The organism is Iamia sp. SCSIO 61187 (assembly GCF_019443745.1).
Taxonomy (GTDB): Bacteria; Actinomycetota; Acidimicrobiia; order Acidimicrobiales; family Iamiaceae; genus Iamia.
Genome location: NZ_CP050948.1, coordinates 2,546,921 through 2,561,749 on the forward strand (window position 1 = coordinate 2,546,921; position 14,829 = coordinate 2,561,749).

Annotated in this window: 12 protein-coding genes and 1 pseudogene; 3 read left to right on the top strand and 10 right to left on the bottom strand. The window is 74.7% G+C overall.

What is annotated here, in order from left to right:
* Nucleotides 1–5: 5 nt before the first annotated feature.
* Nucleotides 6–1,553 carry an NAD(P)/FAD-dependent oxidoreductase gene (locus tag HC251_RS12220; protein WP_219945558.1) on the bottom strand — a complete coding sequence of 516 codons (1,548 nt, stop codon included), beginning with the start codon at nt 1,551–1,553 and terminating at the stop codon, nt 6–8.
* Between the two features lie 74 nt (nt 1,554–1,627).
* Here HC251_RS12220 and HC251_RS12225 point away from each other — a divergent pair, with 74 nt between their 5' ends.
* Nucleotides 1,628–2,980, top strand: a complete 1,353-nt coding sequence (locus HC251_RS12225; protein ID WP_219945559.1) for a DUF2252 domain-containing protein — start codon at nt 1,628–1,630, stop codon at nt 2,978–2,980.
* Nucleotides 2,981–3,219: 239 nt separating this feature from the next.
* On the opposite strand, the gene HC251_RS12230 is transcribed toward HC251_RS12225, so the two are convergent.
* From HC251_RS12230 to HC251_RS12240, 3 genes are all read right to left on the bottom strand, one after another.
* Nucleotides 3,220–3,654 carry a CBS domain-containing protein gene (locus HC251_RS12230; protein WP_219945560.1) on the bottom strand — a complete coding sequence of 145 codons (435 nt, stop codon included), beginning with the start codon at nt 3,652–3,654 and terminating at the stop codon, nt 3,220–3,222.
* A gap of 61 nt (nt 3,655–3,715) precedes the next feature.
* Nucleotides 3,716–4,198, bottom strand: coding sequence for a hypothetical protein (locus HC251_RS12235; RefSeq protein ID WP_219945561.1), 483 nt, complete (start codon nt 4,196–4,198; stop codon nt 3,716–3,718).
* Nucleotides 4,199–4,278: 80 nt separating this feature from the next.
* Nucleotides 4,279–5,037 (bottom strand): SDR family oxidoreductase, encoded by a 759-nt coding sequence (locus tag HC251_RS12240; protein WP_219945562.1) that lies wholly within the window; start codon nt 5,035–5,037, stop codon nt 4,279–4,281.
* A gap of 63 nt (nt 5,038–5,100) precedes the next feature.
* On the opposite strand from HC251_RS12240, the gene HC251_RS12245 reads away from it, so the two are divergent.
* Nucleotides 5,101–7,167, top strand: coding sequence for a thioredoxin domain-containing protein (locus HC251_RS12245; protein ID WP_219945563.1), 2,067 nt, complete (start codon nt 5,101–5,103; stop codon nt 7,165–7,167).
* Between the two features lie 10 nt (nt 7,168–7,177).
* A complete protein-coding gene (locus tag HC251_RS25615) occupies nt 7,178–7,741 on the top strand; it encodes an NTP transferase domain-containing protein (RefSeq protein WP_255566703.1) in 564 nt (187 codons plus the stop codon).
* 119 nt (nt 7,742–7,860) lie between these two features.
* Here the strand turns inward: HC251_RS25615 and HC251_RS12250 are convergent.
* From HC251_RS12250 to HC251_RS12275, 6 genes and pseudogenes are all read right to left on the bottom strand, one after another.
* A pseudogene (locus HC251_RS12250) lies at nt 7,861–8,901 on the bottom strand (MFS transporter); the annotation flags it as partial.
* 5 nt (nt 8,902–8,906) lie between these two features.
* Complete coding sequence (locus HC251_RS12255) at nt 8,907–9,854, bottom strand: N-carbamoyl-D-amino-acid hydrolase (protein ID WP_219945565.1); 948 nt, start codon at nt 9,852–9,854, stop codon at nt 8,907–8,909.
* A gap of 25 nt (nt 9,855–9,879) precedes the next feature.
* A complete protein-coding gene (locus tag HC251_RS12260) occupies nt 9,880–11,124 on the bottom strand; it encodes a Zn-dependent hydrolase (RefSeq protein ID WP_219945566.1) in 1,245 nt (414 codons plus the stop codon).
* Nucleotides 11,124–13,415: a xanthine dehydrogenase subunit D gene (pucD, locus tag HC251_RS12265; protein WP_219945567.1), complete on the bottom strand. Its 2,292-nt coding sequence runs from the start codon at nt 13,413–13,415 to the stop codon at nt 11,124–11,126. Before pucD ends, HC251_RS12260 begins: the two co-directional genes overlap by 1 nt.
* Nucleotides 13,412–13,900, bottom strand: a complete 489-nt coding sequence (locus HC251_RS12270) for a (2Fe-2S)-binding protein (protein WP_219945568.1) — start codon at nt 13,898–13,900, stop codon at nt 13,412–13,414. The genes pucD and HC251_RS12270 overlap by 4 nt, the downstream gene beginning before the upstream one ends.
* Complete coding sequence (locus HC251_RS12275) at nt 13,897–14,772, bottom strand: xanthine dehydrogenase family protein subunit M (RefSeq protein WP_219945569.1); 876 nt, start codon at nt 14,770–14,772, stop codon at nt 13,897–13,899. The genes HC251_RS12270 and HC251_RS12275 overlap by 4 nt, the downstream gene beginning before the upstream one ends.
* Nucleotides 14,773–14,829: the final 57 nt, after the last annotated feature.

A 14,829-nucleotide genomic window follows, 5' to 3' on the forward strand; every position in this document is an offset into this window, starting at 1 on the left:
AGACCTCAGGCGTCGACCAGCTCGTCGAGCTCGCGGTCGAGCTCGGCCCGCTGGCGCCGGGCCCGCTTGTCGGGCGACGAGAAGCGGATCGACTCGGTGAGGTCGCCCCGCTTGAACGCCAGCAGGTCGAGGATGAAGTTCTGGCGCAGCAGCCAGGGGGCCCGGTTGCCCTGCTTGGGCATCAGGGCGGCGGCCCGCTGCACGTAGCCCGAGGTCAGCCCGAGCAGCGGCTGGGCCGACGACGCCTCGTCCTCGGTGATCTCGGCCACGGCCATGGTGTGGCCCCGGCGCCGCATCAGGTTCCACAGGCGGCACACCGACTGGGCCGTGATGTCCGCCCGCAGCGTCCAGGACGCGTTGGTGTAGCCCACGCACATGGCGGCGTTGGGCACGCCGCTCAGCATGAAGCCCTTGTAGACGAAGGTCTCGCCCGGCGTGATCGTGCGACCGTCGACGTCGAAGGTGATGCCGCCGGCGGCGACCAGGGTGAGCCCGGTGGCGGTGACGACGATGTCGGCCTCCAGCTCGGCCCCGGACACCAGGCGGATGCCGGTCTCGGTGAAGGTGTCGATGCGATCGGTGACGACCGAGGCCCGGCCGGCCCGCATGGCGGTGAACAGGTCCCCGTCGGGCACCAGGCACACCCGCTGGTCCCACGGGTCGTAGGTGGGGTCGAAGTGGGGGTCGACGGGGACGTCGTCGGGGAGCTCGGCCGCGACCCTCTTCTTCATGAGCGTCTTGGCCAGGGCCGGTCGTCGCTGGCAGAACTGGTAGAAGGCCGTGTTGAACAGGACGCTGCGCCAGCGGTTGAAGGTGTGGGCCGCCCTGGTCGGCAGCGCCCTGCGGACCAGCTGGCCGAGGGGGTCGACGGCCGGCAGCGAGCCGATGTAGGTGGGCGAGCGCTGGAGCATGGTGACGTGCTCGGCCGTCTCGGCCAGGTTGGGGATGAGGGTCACGGCGGTGGCGCCCGACCCGATGACGACGATGCGCGTCCCGCTGACGTCGAGGTCCTCGGGCCACTCCTGCGGGTGGATGACCCGGCCCCGGTAGTCCTCGATGCCGGGGAAGTCCGGGGTGTGGCCCTTGTCGTAGGAGTAGTAGCCGCTGCACATGAAGAGGAACGACGCCGTGATCCGGGTCGGCGCCGCGTCCTCGCCGACGACCACGTCCAGGGTCCAGCGGGCCTCGTCGCTCGACCACGACGCGGCCACCACCTTGTGGCGGTACCGGATGTGACGGTCGATCCCGTTCTCGGCCGCCGTGTCGCGGATGTACTGGAGGATGTCGGCGCCGTCGGCGATCGCCTTCTCCCCGGTCCACGGCTTGAACGGGTAGCCGAGGGTGAACATGTCGGAGTCGGAGCGGATGCCCGGGTACCGGAACAGGTCCCAGGTGCCGCCGCTGGCGTCGCGCCCCTCGAGGATCGTGTAGGTCGTGCCCGGGCACTGCTCCTGGAGGCGGTAGGCGGCGCCGACGCCCGAGAGCCCGGCGCCCACGATCACGACGTCGACGTGCTCGGGCTGGTCGGTCCGGTCGGGCTGCTCCTGCGCCATGGCCGAGACGTTACCGTCGGTAGCACTTGGGGGCCAGGGGTCGTCGGGCACACGGCGATGCTAGGCATCAGGGCGTGAGCCCGGACTCCCCCGCCGACGCCCTGGCCGACCTGGCCACCGACCCCGACACCCGGACCGAGCGCATCATCGCGGTCCTGGCCGAGGCCTTCTCCGACCTGATCGCCGCCGACCCGGCCGCCTTCCGGCGCAAGTTCCGCAAGATGGCCCGCGACCCGTTCGCCTTCTACCGGGGGACGGCCTGCCTCTTCTACGACGACGTCGCCCGCCTCGACGACCCCTGGGTCGACGACCGCACCTCCCGCGTGTGGATCCAGGGCGACCTGCACGCCGAGAACTACGGCACCTACATGGACGCCGAGGGGATCCTGGTGTTCGACGTCAACGACTTCGACGAGGCCTACATCGGGCACTACACGTGGGACCTCCAACGCATGGCGGCCAGCGTCGCCCTGCTCGGCTTCTCCAAGGCCCTCTCCGACGACGCCGTCGACCGGGCGATCCGCGCCTACGCGACCAGCTACCTGGCCCAGGTCCGCGCCTTCACCGAGGGCGACCGTGACGACGAGTTCCGCCTGACCCTCGAGTCCACCACGGGCCCGGTCCACCACGTCCTGCGCCGGGCCCGGCTCCTCTCCCGCAACGACCTCCTGGCCCGCGACACCCACGTCAGGGACGGCGAGCGCGAGTACCTCGACATCAGCGGCGTGCGCCGCCTCGACGACGACGAGCGCCGGGCCGTCTGCGCGGCCTACGAGGAGTACCTCGACACGATCCCGTCGGAGAAGCGCCAGCAGAGCGTCTCGTACGCAGTGAAGGACGTCGTGGGCCGGAGTGGCTTCGGCATCGGCAGCGCCGGCCTGCCCGCCTACAGCCTGCTCCTCGAGGGCCGCACCCAGGCCCTCGAGAACGACGTGCTCCTCTCGATGAAGCAGGCCAACGTGGCCGCACCCAGCCGGGTGGTCGACGACACCGACGTCGCCTCCGCCTTCCTCCACCACGGCCACCGCACGGCCCTGTCCCAACGGGCCCTCCAGGCGCACTCCGACCCGTGGCTGGGCTGGTGCGAGCTCGACGGCGTGGGACAGGTGGTGCAGGAGGTGTCGCCCTACGTGGCCGACCTCGACTGGGACGACGTCCACGAACCCGACGAGATCATCGCCCTGGTCACCGATCTGGGCCGGGCCACGGCCAAGGTCCACTGCGTGAGCGACGAGACCAGCGAGGCCTCCCTGGTCGACTTCCAGACCGAGGAGGCGATCCGCCACGTGGTCGGCGACCGCGACGAGGACCTCGCCGCCGACCTCAGCGCCTTCGGGATGGCCTACGGCGCCCTGGCCCGCGACGACCACCGCCGCTTCGTCGATGCCTTCCGCAACGGCCAGATCCCCGGCCTCCCGACCGACTGACCCCCGCCCACGCCCGGCGCGCCAGCACAGACGACGTCCGCCGACGAACCCGACCAGATCTCCCGCGACCAGTCCCGGCCCGGCGCAGCCGCAGGGGGGTGCGGGGGGTCTCCCCCCGCAGAGGCGAGCGTGTCGGCGAGGGACGAGCCGTCCGCCGCCGGGAAGGTCTTCAGACCGAGCGCAGCGAGGGCGTCAAGCTCGAGGAACGGAGCGAGCCGCCAGGCGAGCGAGTGACGAGATCACCGACCCTGCGAGATGTACTCGTGGAGGGTCTGCTTCTCCTGCTCGAGGTCCCTGATGTAGGCCTTGACGACGTCGCCGATGCTGACGATGCCGCACAGGGCGCCGTCGACGACGACGGGCACGTGGCGCATGCGGCCCTCGGTCATCAGCGCGGAGAGCTCGTCGACGGTGGTGCTCATGTCGCAGGTGACGACGTCGCGGGTCATGATCGACGCCACGTCGTGGTCGAGCAGGGCGCTGCCGTGGGCGGCCAGGCCCCGGGTGACGTCGCGCTCGGAGACGATGCCATCGACGACGCGACCGTCGTCGGACACCACGAGGGCGCCGACGCCCCGGTCGGCGAGGGCGGCCACCACCTCGCCGATCGTGGCCGACGAGGCGACGGTGGCCACGTCGTCGCCCTTGCGTCTCAGCAGCCCTGCGACGTGCACGGTGGATCCTCCTGGTCGCGGACCCCCATGGTGTCACACGTCACCCGGTGGGTGCTGGCGGCTACCGCCCCCCGAGGTTCGGGACCGAGAAGACCTCCTCGCCGGCGACGGTGCCGGTGAAGTCGCCCTCGAGCTCGGTGGCACTGGCCCCGGGCAGCTCGGAGGTGGTGCCCGTCAGCTCGGCGTCCTCGCCGTCGGTGGTCGTCCCGGTGCAGGTCACGTCGACGGCGTCCTCGCCGCCGGCGGCGTCGGCCTCGCACTCCAGCTCGCCGTCGATGGCGTGCCCGGCCTGCTCGAACTCGTCGGCGCCGTGCTGGGCGGCCAGGCTCCGCACCGCGGCCTCGGCGGCGTCGGTGGCCCCCTCGTCGATCTCCGAGGAGGCCGACGAGACGGCGTCCTCGGCGTCCTCCTGGAGGTCCTCGGCGGCGCTCTCGGCGTCGTCTTGGATGTCGTTGACCGCGTCCTCGGCGTCGTCGCTGCAGGCTCCGACGCCCAGGACGAGGCCGGCGGCGAGGAGGGCGGTGGGGACGAGGCGAGGGCGCATGGTGACCTCCGGGTCGGTGGGTGCCGCCCGCCCTACCCGCCGTCGCCGACGGGACACCGGGCGGCGGCGAGCCCCGCGGGTCAGCCCCGCAGGAGGGCCCCGCCGTCGACGACGAGCGTCGTGCCCGTCACCCACGCCGAGAGATCGCTCACGAGGTACAGCACCGCGCCGGCGATGTCCTCGGGCTCCCCCAGCCGCTGGAGCGGGAAGCGCGGCGCGATGGCCGCCTCGTGCTCCTCCCACAGGCCGCGGGCCATGTCGGTGCGGACCAGCCCCGGTGCGACGGCGTTGACCCGGACGGTGGGCCCCAGCTCCTGGGCCAGGGTCCGGGTGAGGTGCATGAGGGCGGCCTTGGTCACGTTGTAGATGCCGATGCCGGGCTCCACGAGGAGCCCGCCGATCGAGGCGATGTTCACCACGGCCCCGCCCCCGCCGGCGGCCAGCGGGTCACGGGCCTCGCGCACCAGGGCGTGGGCGCCCCGCAGGTTCACGTCGAAGGTCTTGTCCCACTGGGCGTCGCTGATGTCGAGGGCGGGGCCGAAGTAGGGGTTGGTCGCGGCGTTGTTGACGACGATGTCCAGGGCGCCGAAGCGGTCGAGGGCGGCGGCCACGATGGCCGCCGGGCTCTCCGGGGCGCCGGCGTTGGCCGCGACCCACCCGACCTCGGCGCCGGGCACGGCCGCCCCGATCTCGGCCGCGGCGGCCTCGAGGGCGTCGGCCTTGCGGGAGGTGAGCAGCACCCGGGCGCCGGCGTCGGCCAGCATCAGGGCCGTCGCCCGGCCGATGCCCTTGGACGCGCCCGTCACCACGGCCACCTTGTCGTCGAGGCGGATCTCCACGGGCCGGGACCCTAGATCGACGGGCGACGGGGAGCCGCCACCGGGCCCGTACCCTGGCCCCCCATGAACCGCCTGGCCGACCAGACCAGCCCCTACCTGCGTCAGCACGCCGAGAACCCGGTCGACTGGTGGCCCTGGGGCGACGAGGCCTTCGCCGAGGCCCGGCGGCGCGACGTCCCGGTGCTGCTGTCGGTCGGCTACTCGGCCTGCCACTGGTGCCACGTGATGGCCCACGAGAGCTTCGAGGACGACGAGGTCGCCGCCGTCGTCAACGAGCTGTTCGTGAGCATCAAGGTCGACCGGGAGGAGCGTCCCGACGTCGACGCCGTGTACATGGAGGCGACCCAGGCGATGACCGGCGCCGGCGGCTGGCCCATGACGGTGTTCATGACGCCCGAGGGCGAGCCGTTCTTCTGCGGCACCTACTTCCCCCGCGAGAAGCGCCCGGGGATGCCCGGGTTCCTCGACGTGTGCCGGGCCATCGACGACGCCTGGACGAACCGCCGGGCCGAGGTCGTCGAGCAGGGCGGCAAGCTGGCCGAGCACCTGCGCCAGACGTTGGCCGCGGCCCCCGGGTCGCGGCCGGTCCCGGGCGCCGAGGTCGTGGACGCGGCCGTGGCCGGGCTGATCGGGGCCCACGACGAGGCCCGGGGCGGCTTCGGCGGGGCGCCCAAGTTCCCGCAGCCGGCGTCGGTCGAGCTCCTGCTGCGGGCTGCGTCCCGCCACGCCGGCGACCTCGAGGGCGACGACGGCACCGCCCTGCGGGCGGCGACCACCACGCTCGACCACATGGCGGCCGGCGGGATCTACGACCACCTGGGCGGCGGCTTCGCCCGGTACTCCGTCGACGCCCGGTGGCTCGTGCCCCACTTCGAGAAGATGCTCTACGACCAGGCCCTGCTGATCCGGAGCTACCTCCATGCCTGGCAGCTCACCGGCGCCCCCCGCCACCGCCAGGTCGTCGACGAGACGATCACCTACGTGCTGCGCGACCTGCGGCACCCGGCGGGCGGGTTCTTCTCGGCCGAGGACGCCGACAGCGAGGGCGAGGAGGGGCGGTTCTACGTGTGGACCCCCGACGAGGTCCGCAGCGCCCTCGGCCCCGACGAGGCCGTCTCGGCCATGGAGTGGTGGGGCGTCACCGAGGAGGGCAACTTCACGGCCGGCGAGGCGCAGCCGAGTGGCCCAGGTGGCGCGGGACGGACGATCCTCAACCGGCTCCACGCCGTGGGCCGCATCGAGCGCCCGCCGCTGATCCAGGACTGCCGGCTGCGCCTCTTCGACGCCCGGGGCGAGCGGGTCCGGCCCGGTCTCGACGACAAGGTCCTCACCGAGTGGAACGGGCTGATGCTGGCCACGCTGGCCGAGGCCGCCGCCGCCACCGGGAACCGGGCGTGGCTGGAGGCGGCCGTCCAGGCCGGGGAGTTCCTGTGCCTGCGGATGCGCTCGGCCGACGGGCGCTGGCTGCGGAGCTGGCAGGGCGACCCGACCGATCCCGAGGCCACCGGGCGGGCCCACCAGCCCGCCTTCGCCGCCGACCACGCCGCCCTGGTCGACGGGTTCACCCGCCTGGCCGAGGCGACCGGCCAGGCCCGGTGGATGGCGGTGGCCCGGGCCACCGCCGACGTCCTCCTCGCCCTGTTCCGCGACACCGAGGGGTCGGGGTTCTTCACCACCGGCGCCGACGCCGAGGCCCTGGTCGCCCGGCCCAAGGACCTCCAGGACGGGGCCACCCCCAGCGCCAACAGCAACGCGGCGTGGGCGCTTCTCCGGCTGGCCGCCCTCACCGGCGAGCGGGCGTACCGGGACGCCGCCGAGGAGGTCCTCGCCCTGCTCGGGCCGCTGGCCGGCGAGCACCCGCTGGCCTTCGCCCACCTCGCCGCCGGCGTCGACCTCCACGCCCGGGGCAGCACCGAGGTCGTGATCCCCGGCTCGTCGCTCGACCTGGTCGGGACGGTGCAGCAGCGCTGGCTGCCCGACGCCGTGCTGGCCTGGGGCGAGCCCTACCCCTCGCCCCTGTGGGAGGGCCGGACCGAGGGCCACGCCTACGTCTGCCAGGGCTACTCGTGCCGGCTGCCCACGACTGACCCGGCGGTGCTCACCGACCAGCTCACCGGCTCGACCCACTGAGACGATGGGCGTGACCGTCGCCGTGGTGCTGGCCGGCGGCGCCGGGACCCGGTACGCCGGGCCGACGCCGAAGCTCCTGGCCCGGTTGGCCGACGGGGCCACCGTCCTGGAGCGGGCCGTCGGGGCGGCGGTCGCGGCCGGCGTCGGCCCGGTCGTCGTGGTGACGGGGGCGGTGGTCGACCCCGACCTGCCGGCGGACGTGGAGCTGGTCGCCAACCCGGCATGGCGCGACGGCCAGGCCACGTCGCTCCGGACGGCGATCGCCTGGGCGCGCGACGCCGGGGCCGATGCCGTCGTGGTGGGGCTCGGGGACCAGCCCGGGCTGGCGCCCGAGGCGTGGCGGGCGGTCGCCGCCGCCGAGGCGACGCCGTTGGCGGTGGCGACCTACGACGGCCGCCGTGGGCACCCCGTCCGCCTGGGGTCCGAGGTGTGGGACGAGCTGCCCACCAGCGGCGACGTCGGCGCCCGGCACGTGCTGGCGGCCCACCCCGGGCGGGTGGTCGAGGTCCCGTGCCCGGGCGATCCCACCGACATCGACACCGTCGCCGACCTCACCGGGTGGGACGCCCCCTGACCTGGGCGGAGGTCGCCACCACGACGGCCCCGGCGCCGAGGGTGGCGCCCCGGGGCGCAGGCCCGACCCCAGCCCCCGGCGTCGTAGGCGGCGGCGCCGACGGCCGAGCCGAGGGCCCCGCCCCCGAAGTACAGGGTCATGTAGGCGGAGGTGATGCGGCTGCGGGCCTCGGGCGCCAGCTCGTAGATGATCGTCTGGTTCAGCACCTGCACGCCCTGGACCCCGACGTCGAGCACGACCACGCCGACGACGACGGCGGCGATCGAGTGGCGGCCGGCCCACAGCACCCCGAACGACGTCACCACGGCGACGGCGGCGGCGATCCGTCCCGGCCCGGCCAGGCCCCGGTCGGCCAGGCGGCCGGCGGCGGTCGCGCACAGGGCCCCGGCCGCGCCGACCAGCCCCAGCAGGCCGATGGCGCCGTCGCCCCACCCGAACGGGGCGGCGGCCAGGTGGAACGAGATCGTCGTCCAGAACACCGAGAAGGTGGCGAAGGCCAGGGCGCCCACGAGGGCGGACCGCCGGAGCCCGGGGAGGTCGCGCAGCAGGGTGACCGTCGAGGCCAGCACGGCGCCGTACCCGATGCGGGGCCGCCCCTCGTCCGGCGGCAGCAGCCGGGACAGGGCGACGGCCAGGGCCACCGCCGCCCCGGCGGCGACGACGAACACGGCGCGCCACCCGAGCAGCCCGGCGATGCCCCCGGCCACGGTCCGGGCCAGCAGGATCCCGAGGAGCAGCCCGGTCATGACGGTGCCGACGGCCCGGCCCCGCTGGCCGTCGGTGGCCAGGCCGGCGGTGAGGGCCACCATCAGCTGGGCCGCGGTGGCCCCGACCCCGACGACCAGGAGGGCGACGGCCAGCACGGGCAGCGACGGGGCGACGGACGCGCCCACCAGGGCGACCACCATGGCGACCAGCACGGCCGGGATCAGCCGGCGGCGGGCCACCAGGTCGCCGAGCGGGACGAGCAGGGCCAGGCCGGCGGCGTAGCCGACCTGGGCGGCGGTCACGACGAGGCCCGTCCGGCCCTCGCTGGTGCCCAGGTCCTCGCCGATCGTGTGCAGCAGGGGCTGGGCGTAGTACAGGTTGGCGACGGCCAGCCCCGTCGCCGCGGCGAGCACGAGCCCGAACCCCCGCGACAGCCCCCGCCCCTCGACCATGCGGCTCAGTCTGGCTTCGGCTCCTCGGTGATCATGCGGTAGCGGTCGGGGAGGCGGTACTGGGCGAAGTTGAAGACGGTGCGCTTGTAGTCCCAGCAGCGGTCCAGGTCGACCAGGGCGATGACGACCTCGTCGCCCTCGGTGATGGCGCGGGCCACGACCTCGCCCCCGGGGGAGATGATCTGGCTCTCGGCCAGCGACCACACCCCCTCCTCCACCCCGCCCTTGGCCACGCCGACGACCCACGTGCCGTTCTGGTACGCCCCCGCCGCCATGACCAGGGTGTTGTGGTGGCCGGCGAGGCGGTCCTGGCCGGGGTCGGGCAGGTAGTGGATCGGCGTGTTGTAGCCGATGAGCACCAGCTCGACGCCCTGCAGGCCCAGCACCCGGTAGGTCTCGGGCCAGCGCCGGTCGTTGCAGGTGGCCTGGCCGACCAGCCCGCCGAAGGCCTCGTGCACCTGGAACCCGGGTCCGGGCTCGAAGTACCGCCGCTCGAGGTGCTGGAAGGCCCGCCAGGGCTCCTCCTGGTCGTGCCCGGGCACGTGGACCTTGCGATAGCGGCTCACGACGGTGCCGTCCCGCTCGACGAGGATGGCGGTGTTGTAGCGGTGGCCGTCGGGGGTGATCTCGGCGTAGCCCAGCTGGAACCCGACGCCGAGCCGCTTGGCCTCGTCGAACAGGGGCTGGGTCGCGGGCCCGGGCAGGTGGGTCTCGAAGTAGCCGTCGAGCTCCACCACGTCGTCGATGGCCCACCGGGGGAAGAAGGTGGTCAGGGCCAGCTCGGGGAACACCACCAGCTCGGCGCCCCGGTCGTGGGCCGTCCGCAGCAGGGTGATGAGGCGCTCGACGACCTCGGCCCGGGTGTCGCCCCGGGCCACCGGCCCCATCTGGGCCGCGGCGACGACCACCTCGCGCGGGAACGTGCCGCTCAGCCAGCGACCGCTGGCGCTCATGGGACTCATGCTGTCGTTCCCTCGCTCATGGCACGGAGTCTGCCGTGACCAGCTCGAGCAGCACGTCGAGGAGGACGTTGGCCCCGGCCTCGAGGTCGCGGTCGTGGGTGAGCTCGGCCGGGTTGTGGCTGATGCCGTCCACGCTGGGGGTGAAGACCATGGCCGTCGGGCACACCCGGGCCAGCATCTGGGCGTCGTGGCCGGCCCCCGAGGGCATGCGCCGGACCGAGCGCCCGTGGCCGGTGGCGACCCGCTCGACCCGGTCGACCATGGCCGGGTCGAAGGCGACCGGCGCGAACCGGGCGAGGCTCCGGCGCTCGACGGTGACCCCCTCGGCCTCGGCCAGGGCGTCGAGGTGGGCCGCCAGCTCGGCCTCGGCCTCCTGCAGGGCCGCCTCGGACGTGTTGCGGAGGTCGACGGTGAACGTCGCCCGCGCCGGCACGACGTTGACCAGGTTCGGGTGCAGCTCGATGCGCCCGACGGTGGCGACCTGCGGAGGGCCCATCCGGCCGGCCAGGTCACGGACGAACACGGCGACCGAGCCGGCCACGAAGGCGGGGTCGTGGCGGTGGGCCATCGGGGTGGTGCCGGCGTGGTTGGACTGGCCGGTGACGGTGACCTCCTGCCACGAGATGCCCTGGACCCCGGTGACGGCGCCGATGTCGACGCCCTCGGCCTCGAGGACCGGGCCCTGCTCGATGTGCAGCTCGACGAAGGCGGCCGGCGGCCGGCCCGGCACGGGCAGGGACCCGACGTAGCCGATGCGCTCGAGCTCGTCGCCGACCACGGCGCCGTCGACGCCCACGGTGTCGAGCGCCTCCTCGAGCGCCAGCCCGCCCACGAACACCAGGCTCCCGAACATGTCGGGCGCGAACCGGGAGCCCTCCTCGTTGGTGAAGAAGGCCACGGCGACGGGCCGCCGCAGCGGGACGCCGCTGGCGATGATCGTCTCGACCGCCTCGAGCCCGGCCAGGACGCCGAGGTTGCCGTCGTAGATGCCGCCGGTGCGGACGGTGTCGATGTGCGACCCGGTGAGCACCGGGGGCTCGGTGCTGTCGGCCGGCCAGGTGCCGGTGACGTTGCCGATGCGGTCGACGTCGACCCGCAGGCCCAGGTCCCGCATCCACGACACCACCAGGTCGCGACCCTCCCGGTCGGCGTCGGTGAGGGCCAGCCGGGCGCACCCGCCGTCGCCGGTCGCCCCGACGGCGCCGAGGGTGTCGAGCCGATCCCGCAGGCGGGGCCACGAGATGCGCAGGGGCTCGGCCATCAGGGGTCGAGCCCGGCGATGTCGGCCGGCAGCATCGGCACGCGGGTGAGCGGGCGCCCGGTGGCCGACCGCACCGCCGCCACCACCGCCGGGGTGGAGCTGATCACGGGCGGCTCCCCCACCCCCTTGGCCCCGAAGGGGGCGTCGGGCTCGGGCTCCTCGACCCAGGCCACGCTGACCGCCGGCATGTCGAGGGCGGTCGGGATCAGGTAGTCGGTGAACGACGGGTTGCGGGGCTTGCCGTCGACCAGCACGACCTCCTCCATGGTGGCCAGGCCCACCCCCTGGGCGATGCCCCCCTCGATCTGCCCCAGGGCGGCGGTGGGGTTGAGGACCCGCCCCACGTCCTGGGCCGTGGCCACCTCGACCACCCGCACCAGGCCCAGCTCGGGGTCGACGTCGACGGTGGCGCGGTGGGCCGCGCAGGCGAACGAGACGTGGGCGTCGCCCTGCCCGTCGGCGTCGAGCGGGAAGGTCTGCCGGTGCTGGAAGCGCACCGACGCCTCGAAGGCCGGCGCCAGGCCGGCCACGGCGACGTCGACCTCGACGGGTCCGGCGGCGGCCACGACGCGACCGTCCCGCAGCCGGAGGTCGGCCTCGGCCGCGCCGGTGAGCCCGGCCACGTGGGCCACGACCTGCTCCCGCACGGCCCGGGCCGCCTTCTCGACCGCCCCGCCGGACATCCAGGTCTGACGGCTGGCCGAGGTCGATCCGGCGGTGGCGATGGTGGCCGTGTCGGCCGGGGCGAGGAGCACGTCGGTCACGCCCAGGACCTCTCGGGTGATCTGCTGGGCCAGGGTGACGAAGCCCTGCCCGACCTCGGCGGCGGCGCAGGTGACGGTGGCGATGCCGGCCTCGAGCCGGCAGGCGGCGTGGGAGTCGTCGTCGTAGCCCTCGGCGTACATCAGGTTCTTGAACCCGACGGCGAACCCGGTGGCCCGCACGACGTCGCCGGCCTCGGCCGTCCGCCCGGCGCCGCCGGGGCGGACCATGGGGTCGGCGTCGCCCGCCGGCGGGTGGAGGGGCGGAAGGGGCAGGGCGGCCGTGGCCCGGATGACCTCGGCCGTGGGCAGGGCGCCCTCGACGACCTGCCCGGTCAGGAGGGTGTCGCCGGTGCCCATGGCGTTGCGCAGCCGCAGCTCGACCCGGTCGACCCCGCAGGCGTCGGCCAGCTTGTCCATCTGGGCCTCGTGGGCGAAGCAGACCTGCACGGCACCGAAGCCCCGCATGGCGCCGCACGGCGGGTTGTTGGTGCGCACGCCGATGCCCTCGACCACGGCGTTGGGGGTCGTGTACGGGCCGGCGGCGAAGCAGGAGGCGTTGGCCACCACGTGGTAGCTCGACGACCGGTAGGCGCCACCGTCGAGGAGGATGCGCGCCTCGAAGCTGACGATGGTGCCGTCGGGCTCGGCGCTGTGGCGCATCCAGATCGTCGCCGGGTGGCGGTGCACGTGGCCGAGGAACGACTCCTCGCGGGAGTAGACGACCTTGACCGGCCGCTGCGTGACCTGGGCGAGGAGGGCGGCGTGGACCTGGAAGCTCACGTCCTCGCGCCCGCCGAAGGCGCCACCGACGCCGCCGAGGGTCATGCGCACCCGCTCCGGCGGCAGGCCCAGGCACTCGGCGATCTGGTCGCGGTCGTTGTGGAGCCACTGGGTCGACACGACCAGGTCGACGCCGCCGTCGTCGCCGGGGATGGCCAGCCCGGCCTCGGGGCCCATGAAGGCCTGGTCCTGCATCCCGACCTCGTAGGTGCCCTCGACCACGATCGGGCCCCGGACGTCGGCGTCGCCCTTGCGGACCCACATGTGGCGGAAGACGTTGCCGTCGGGGTGGAGGGGGTCCGCGGTGAGGGCGGCCTCGGCGTCGACCAGCGGGGGCAGGACCTCGTAGTCGACCGCGATGGCCTGGAGGGCCCGGCGGGCGGTCTCGGGGTGGTCGGCGGCGACGGCGGCGACCGGCTCCCCGGCGTAGCGCACCACCTCCCAGGCGAACACGGGCTGGTCGCGGTGCTCGAGGCCGTAGTACCGCGAGCCGGGGAGGTCCTCGGCGGTGACGACGGCGATCACCCCGGGCACCTCGAGGGCGGGGCTGGTGTCGATGCTGCGGATCCGGGCCGAGGCGTGGGGCGACCGCAGGGTCGCGCCCCAGACCATCCCGTCGGCCCACAGGTCGCCGCTGAAGGCGAACTCGCCCCGGACCTTGGGGCCGCCGTCGGGCCGGGGGGCGTCGGCGCCGACCCCACCGGGGGTCCGGGTGCCGACGCCGGTGGCGGCGGTGGTGTCGGTCATCGGACCGCCCCCGAGCGGCGGACCTCGACGGCGGCGTCGACCGCGGCCAGCACCCGGCCGTAGCCCGTGCAGCGGCACAGGTTCCCGCTGATGGCCTCCCGGACCTCGAGCTCGGTCGGGTCCGGCACCTCGTCGAGCAGGGCGTGGACGGACATGATCAGGCCCGGTGTGCAGAAGCCGCACTGCACGGCCCCCTCGTCGACGAACGCCTGCTGGACGTCGGTGAAGTCGCCCCGCTCGGGCTGGAGGCCCTCGACGGTGGTGATCTCGGTGTCGACGGCGGCGGCGGCGAGCACGAGGCAGGCGCACACCAGGTCGCCGTCGACGAGGACGGAGCACGAGCCGCACTCGCCCTGCTCGCAGCCCCCCTTGGCCCCCGGCAGCTCCAGCCGCTCGCGGAGGACGTGCAGCAGGCTCTCGCCCAGCCAGGCGTCCTCGACGGCGCGCTCGACGCCGTTGACCGTGAGCCGGTACGGCGCGCTCATGCGGCGTGGCTCCCAGCGGTCGGGAAGGCGTCGCGCAGGGCGCGGGCGGCCATGACCCCGACGGCGTGGCGGCGGTAGGCGGCCGTGCTGCGGTGGTCGTCGATCGGGGCCGAGGCCGCCGCCGCCATCTCGCCGAACCGGCGGGCGGCGCCGGGGTCGATCAGCCCCGGCCCGGCCGCGGCGTCCCAGTCGATCGCCCCCGCGGCGAAGGCGCTGGCGTCGGGCACGAACAGCGGCACCGGCCCCACCGACCCCAGCCCGAGCCCCACCCGGCGGCGGCCGGTGTCGACCACCAGCGCCACCGAGGCCACGGCGATCACCATGGCGTTCCGGACGCCGACCTTCTTGTACGCCTGGGGGCCGGCGGCGGCCGGGAGCCGGACGGCGGTGACCACCTCGTCGGGTCGCAGGGCGGTCCGCTTCACCCCGACGAACACCTCGGTGGCGGGCAGGCTGCGGGCGCCGTCGGCGCCGGCCACCTCGATCGTCGCCCCCGCCGCGACGAGCACCGGCAGGGTGTCCCCCGCCGGTGAGGCGGTCCCGATGTTGCCGCCGACCGTCCCCGCCGCCCGGATCTGCGGGGAGCCGACGGTGCGGGCCGCCTGGGCCAGGGCGGGGACCAGCGCGGCCACGTCGGGGGCGAGCAGGTCGCGGTAGGTCGTGGCCGCCCCCACGACGACCTCGTCGCCGTCGACCCGCACGCCCCGCAGGGCGTCGACCCGCCGCAGGGCCACGACCGATCGGGGTGCGGTCCACCCGGCGTTGACGGCCACCATGAGGTCGGTGCCCCCGGCGAGGAGCAGGGCGTCGGGCGCGGCGGCGCGGGCGGCGACGAGCTCGTCGACGGTGGTGGGGAGGACGACGTCGGCCATGGGTCGCCCAGGCTCCCCGCCCTTCAACAGATCGTCAACCCCCGGCCGTGACGGCTC

Coding starts and splice junctions, on each gene's coding strand:
- HC251_RS12220 (WP_219945558.1), bottom strand. CDS start 1,553: ATGGCGCAGGAGCAGCCCGACCGGACCGACCAGCCCGAGCACGTCGAC.
- HC251_RS12235 (WP_219945561.1), bottom strand. CDS start 4,198: ATGCGCCCTCGCCTCGTCCCCACCGCCCTCCTCGCCGCCGGCCTCGTC.
- HC251_RS12245 (WP_219945563.1), top strand. CDS start 5,101: ATGAACCGCCTGGCCGACCAGACCAGCCCCTACCTGCGTCAGCACGCC.
- HC251_RS12255 (WP_219945565.1), bottom strand. CDS start 9,854: ATGAGCGCCAGCGGTCGCTGGCTGAGCGGCACGTTCCCGCGCGAGGTG.
- HC251_RS12260 (WP_219945566.1), bottom strand. CDS start 11,124: ATGGCCGAGCCCCTGCGCATCTCGTGGCCCCGCCTGCGGGATCGGCTC.
- pucD (WP_219945567.1), bottom strand. CDS start 13,415: ATGACCGACACCACCGCCGCCACCGGCGTCGGCACCCGGACCCCCGGT.
- HC251_RS12270 (WP_219945568.1), bottom strand. CDS start 13,900: ATGAGCGCGCCGTACCGGCTCACGGTCAACGGCGTCGAGCGCGCCGTC.
- HC251_RS12275 (WP_219945569.1), bottom strand. CDS start 14,772: ATGGCCGACGTCGTCCTCCCCACCACCGTCGACGAGCTCGTCGCCGCC.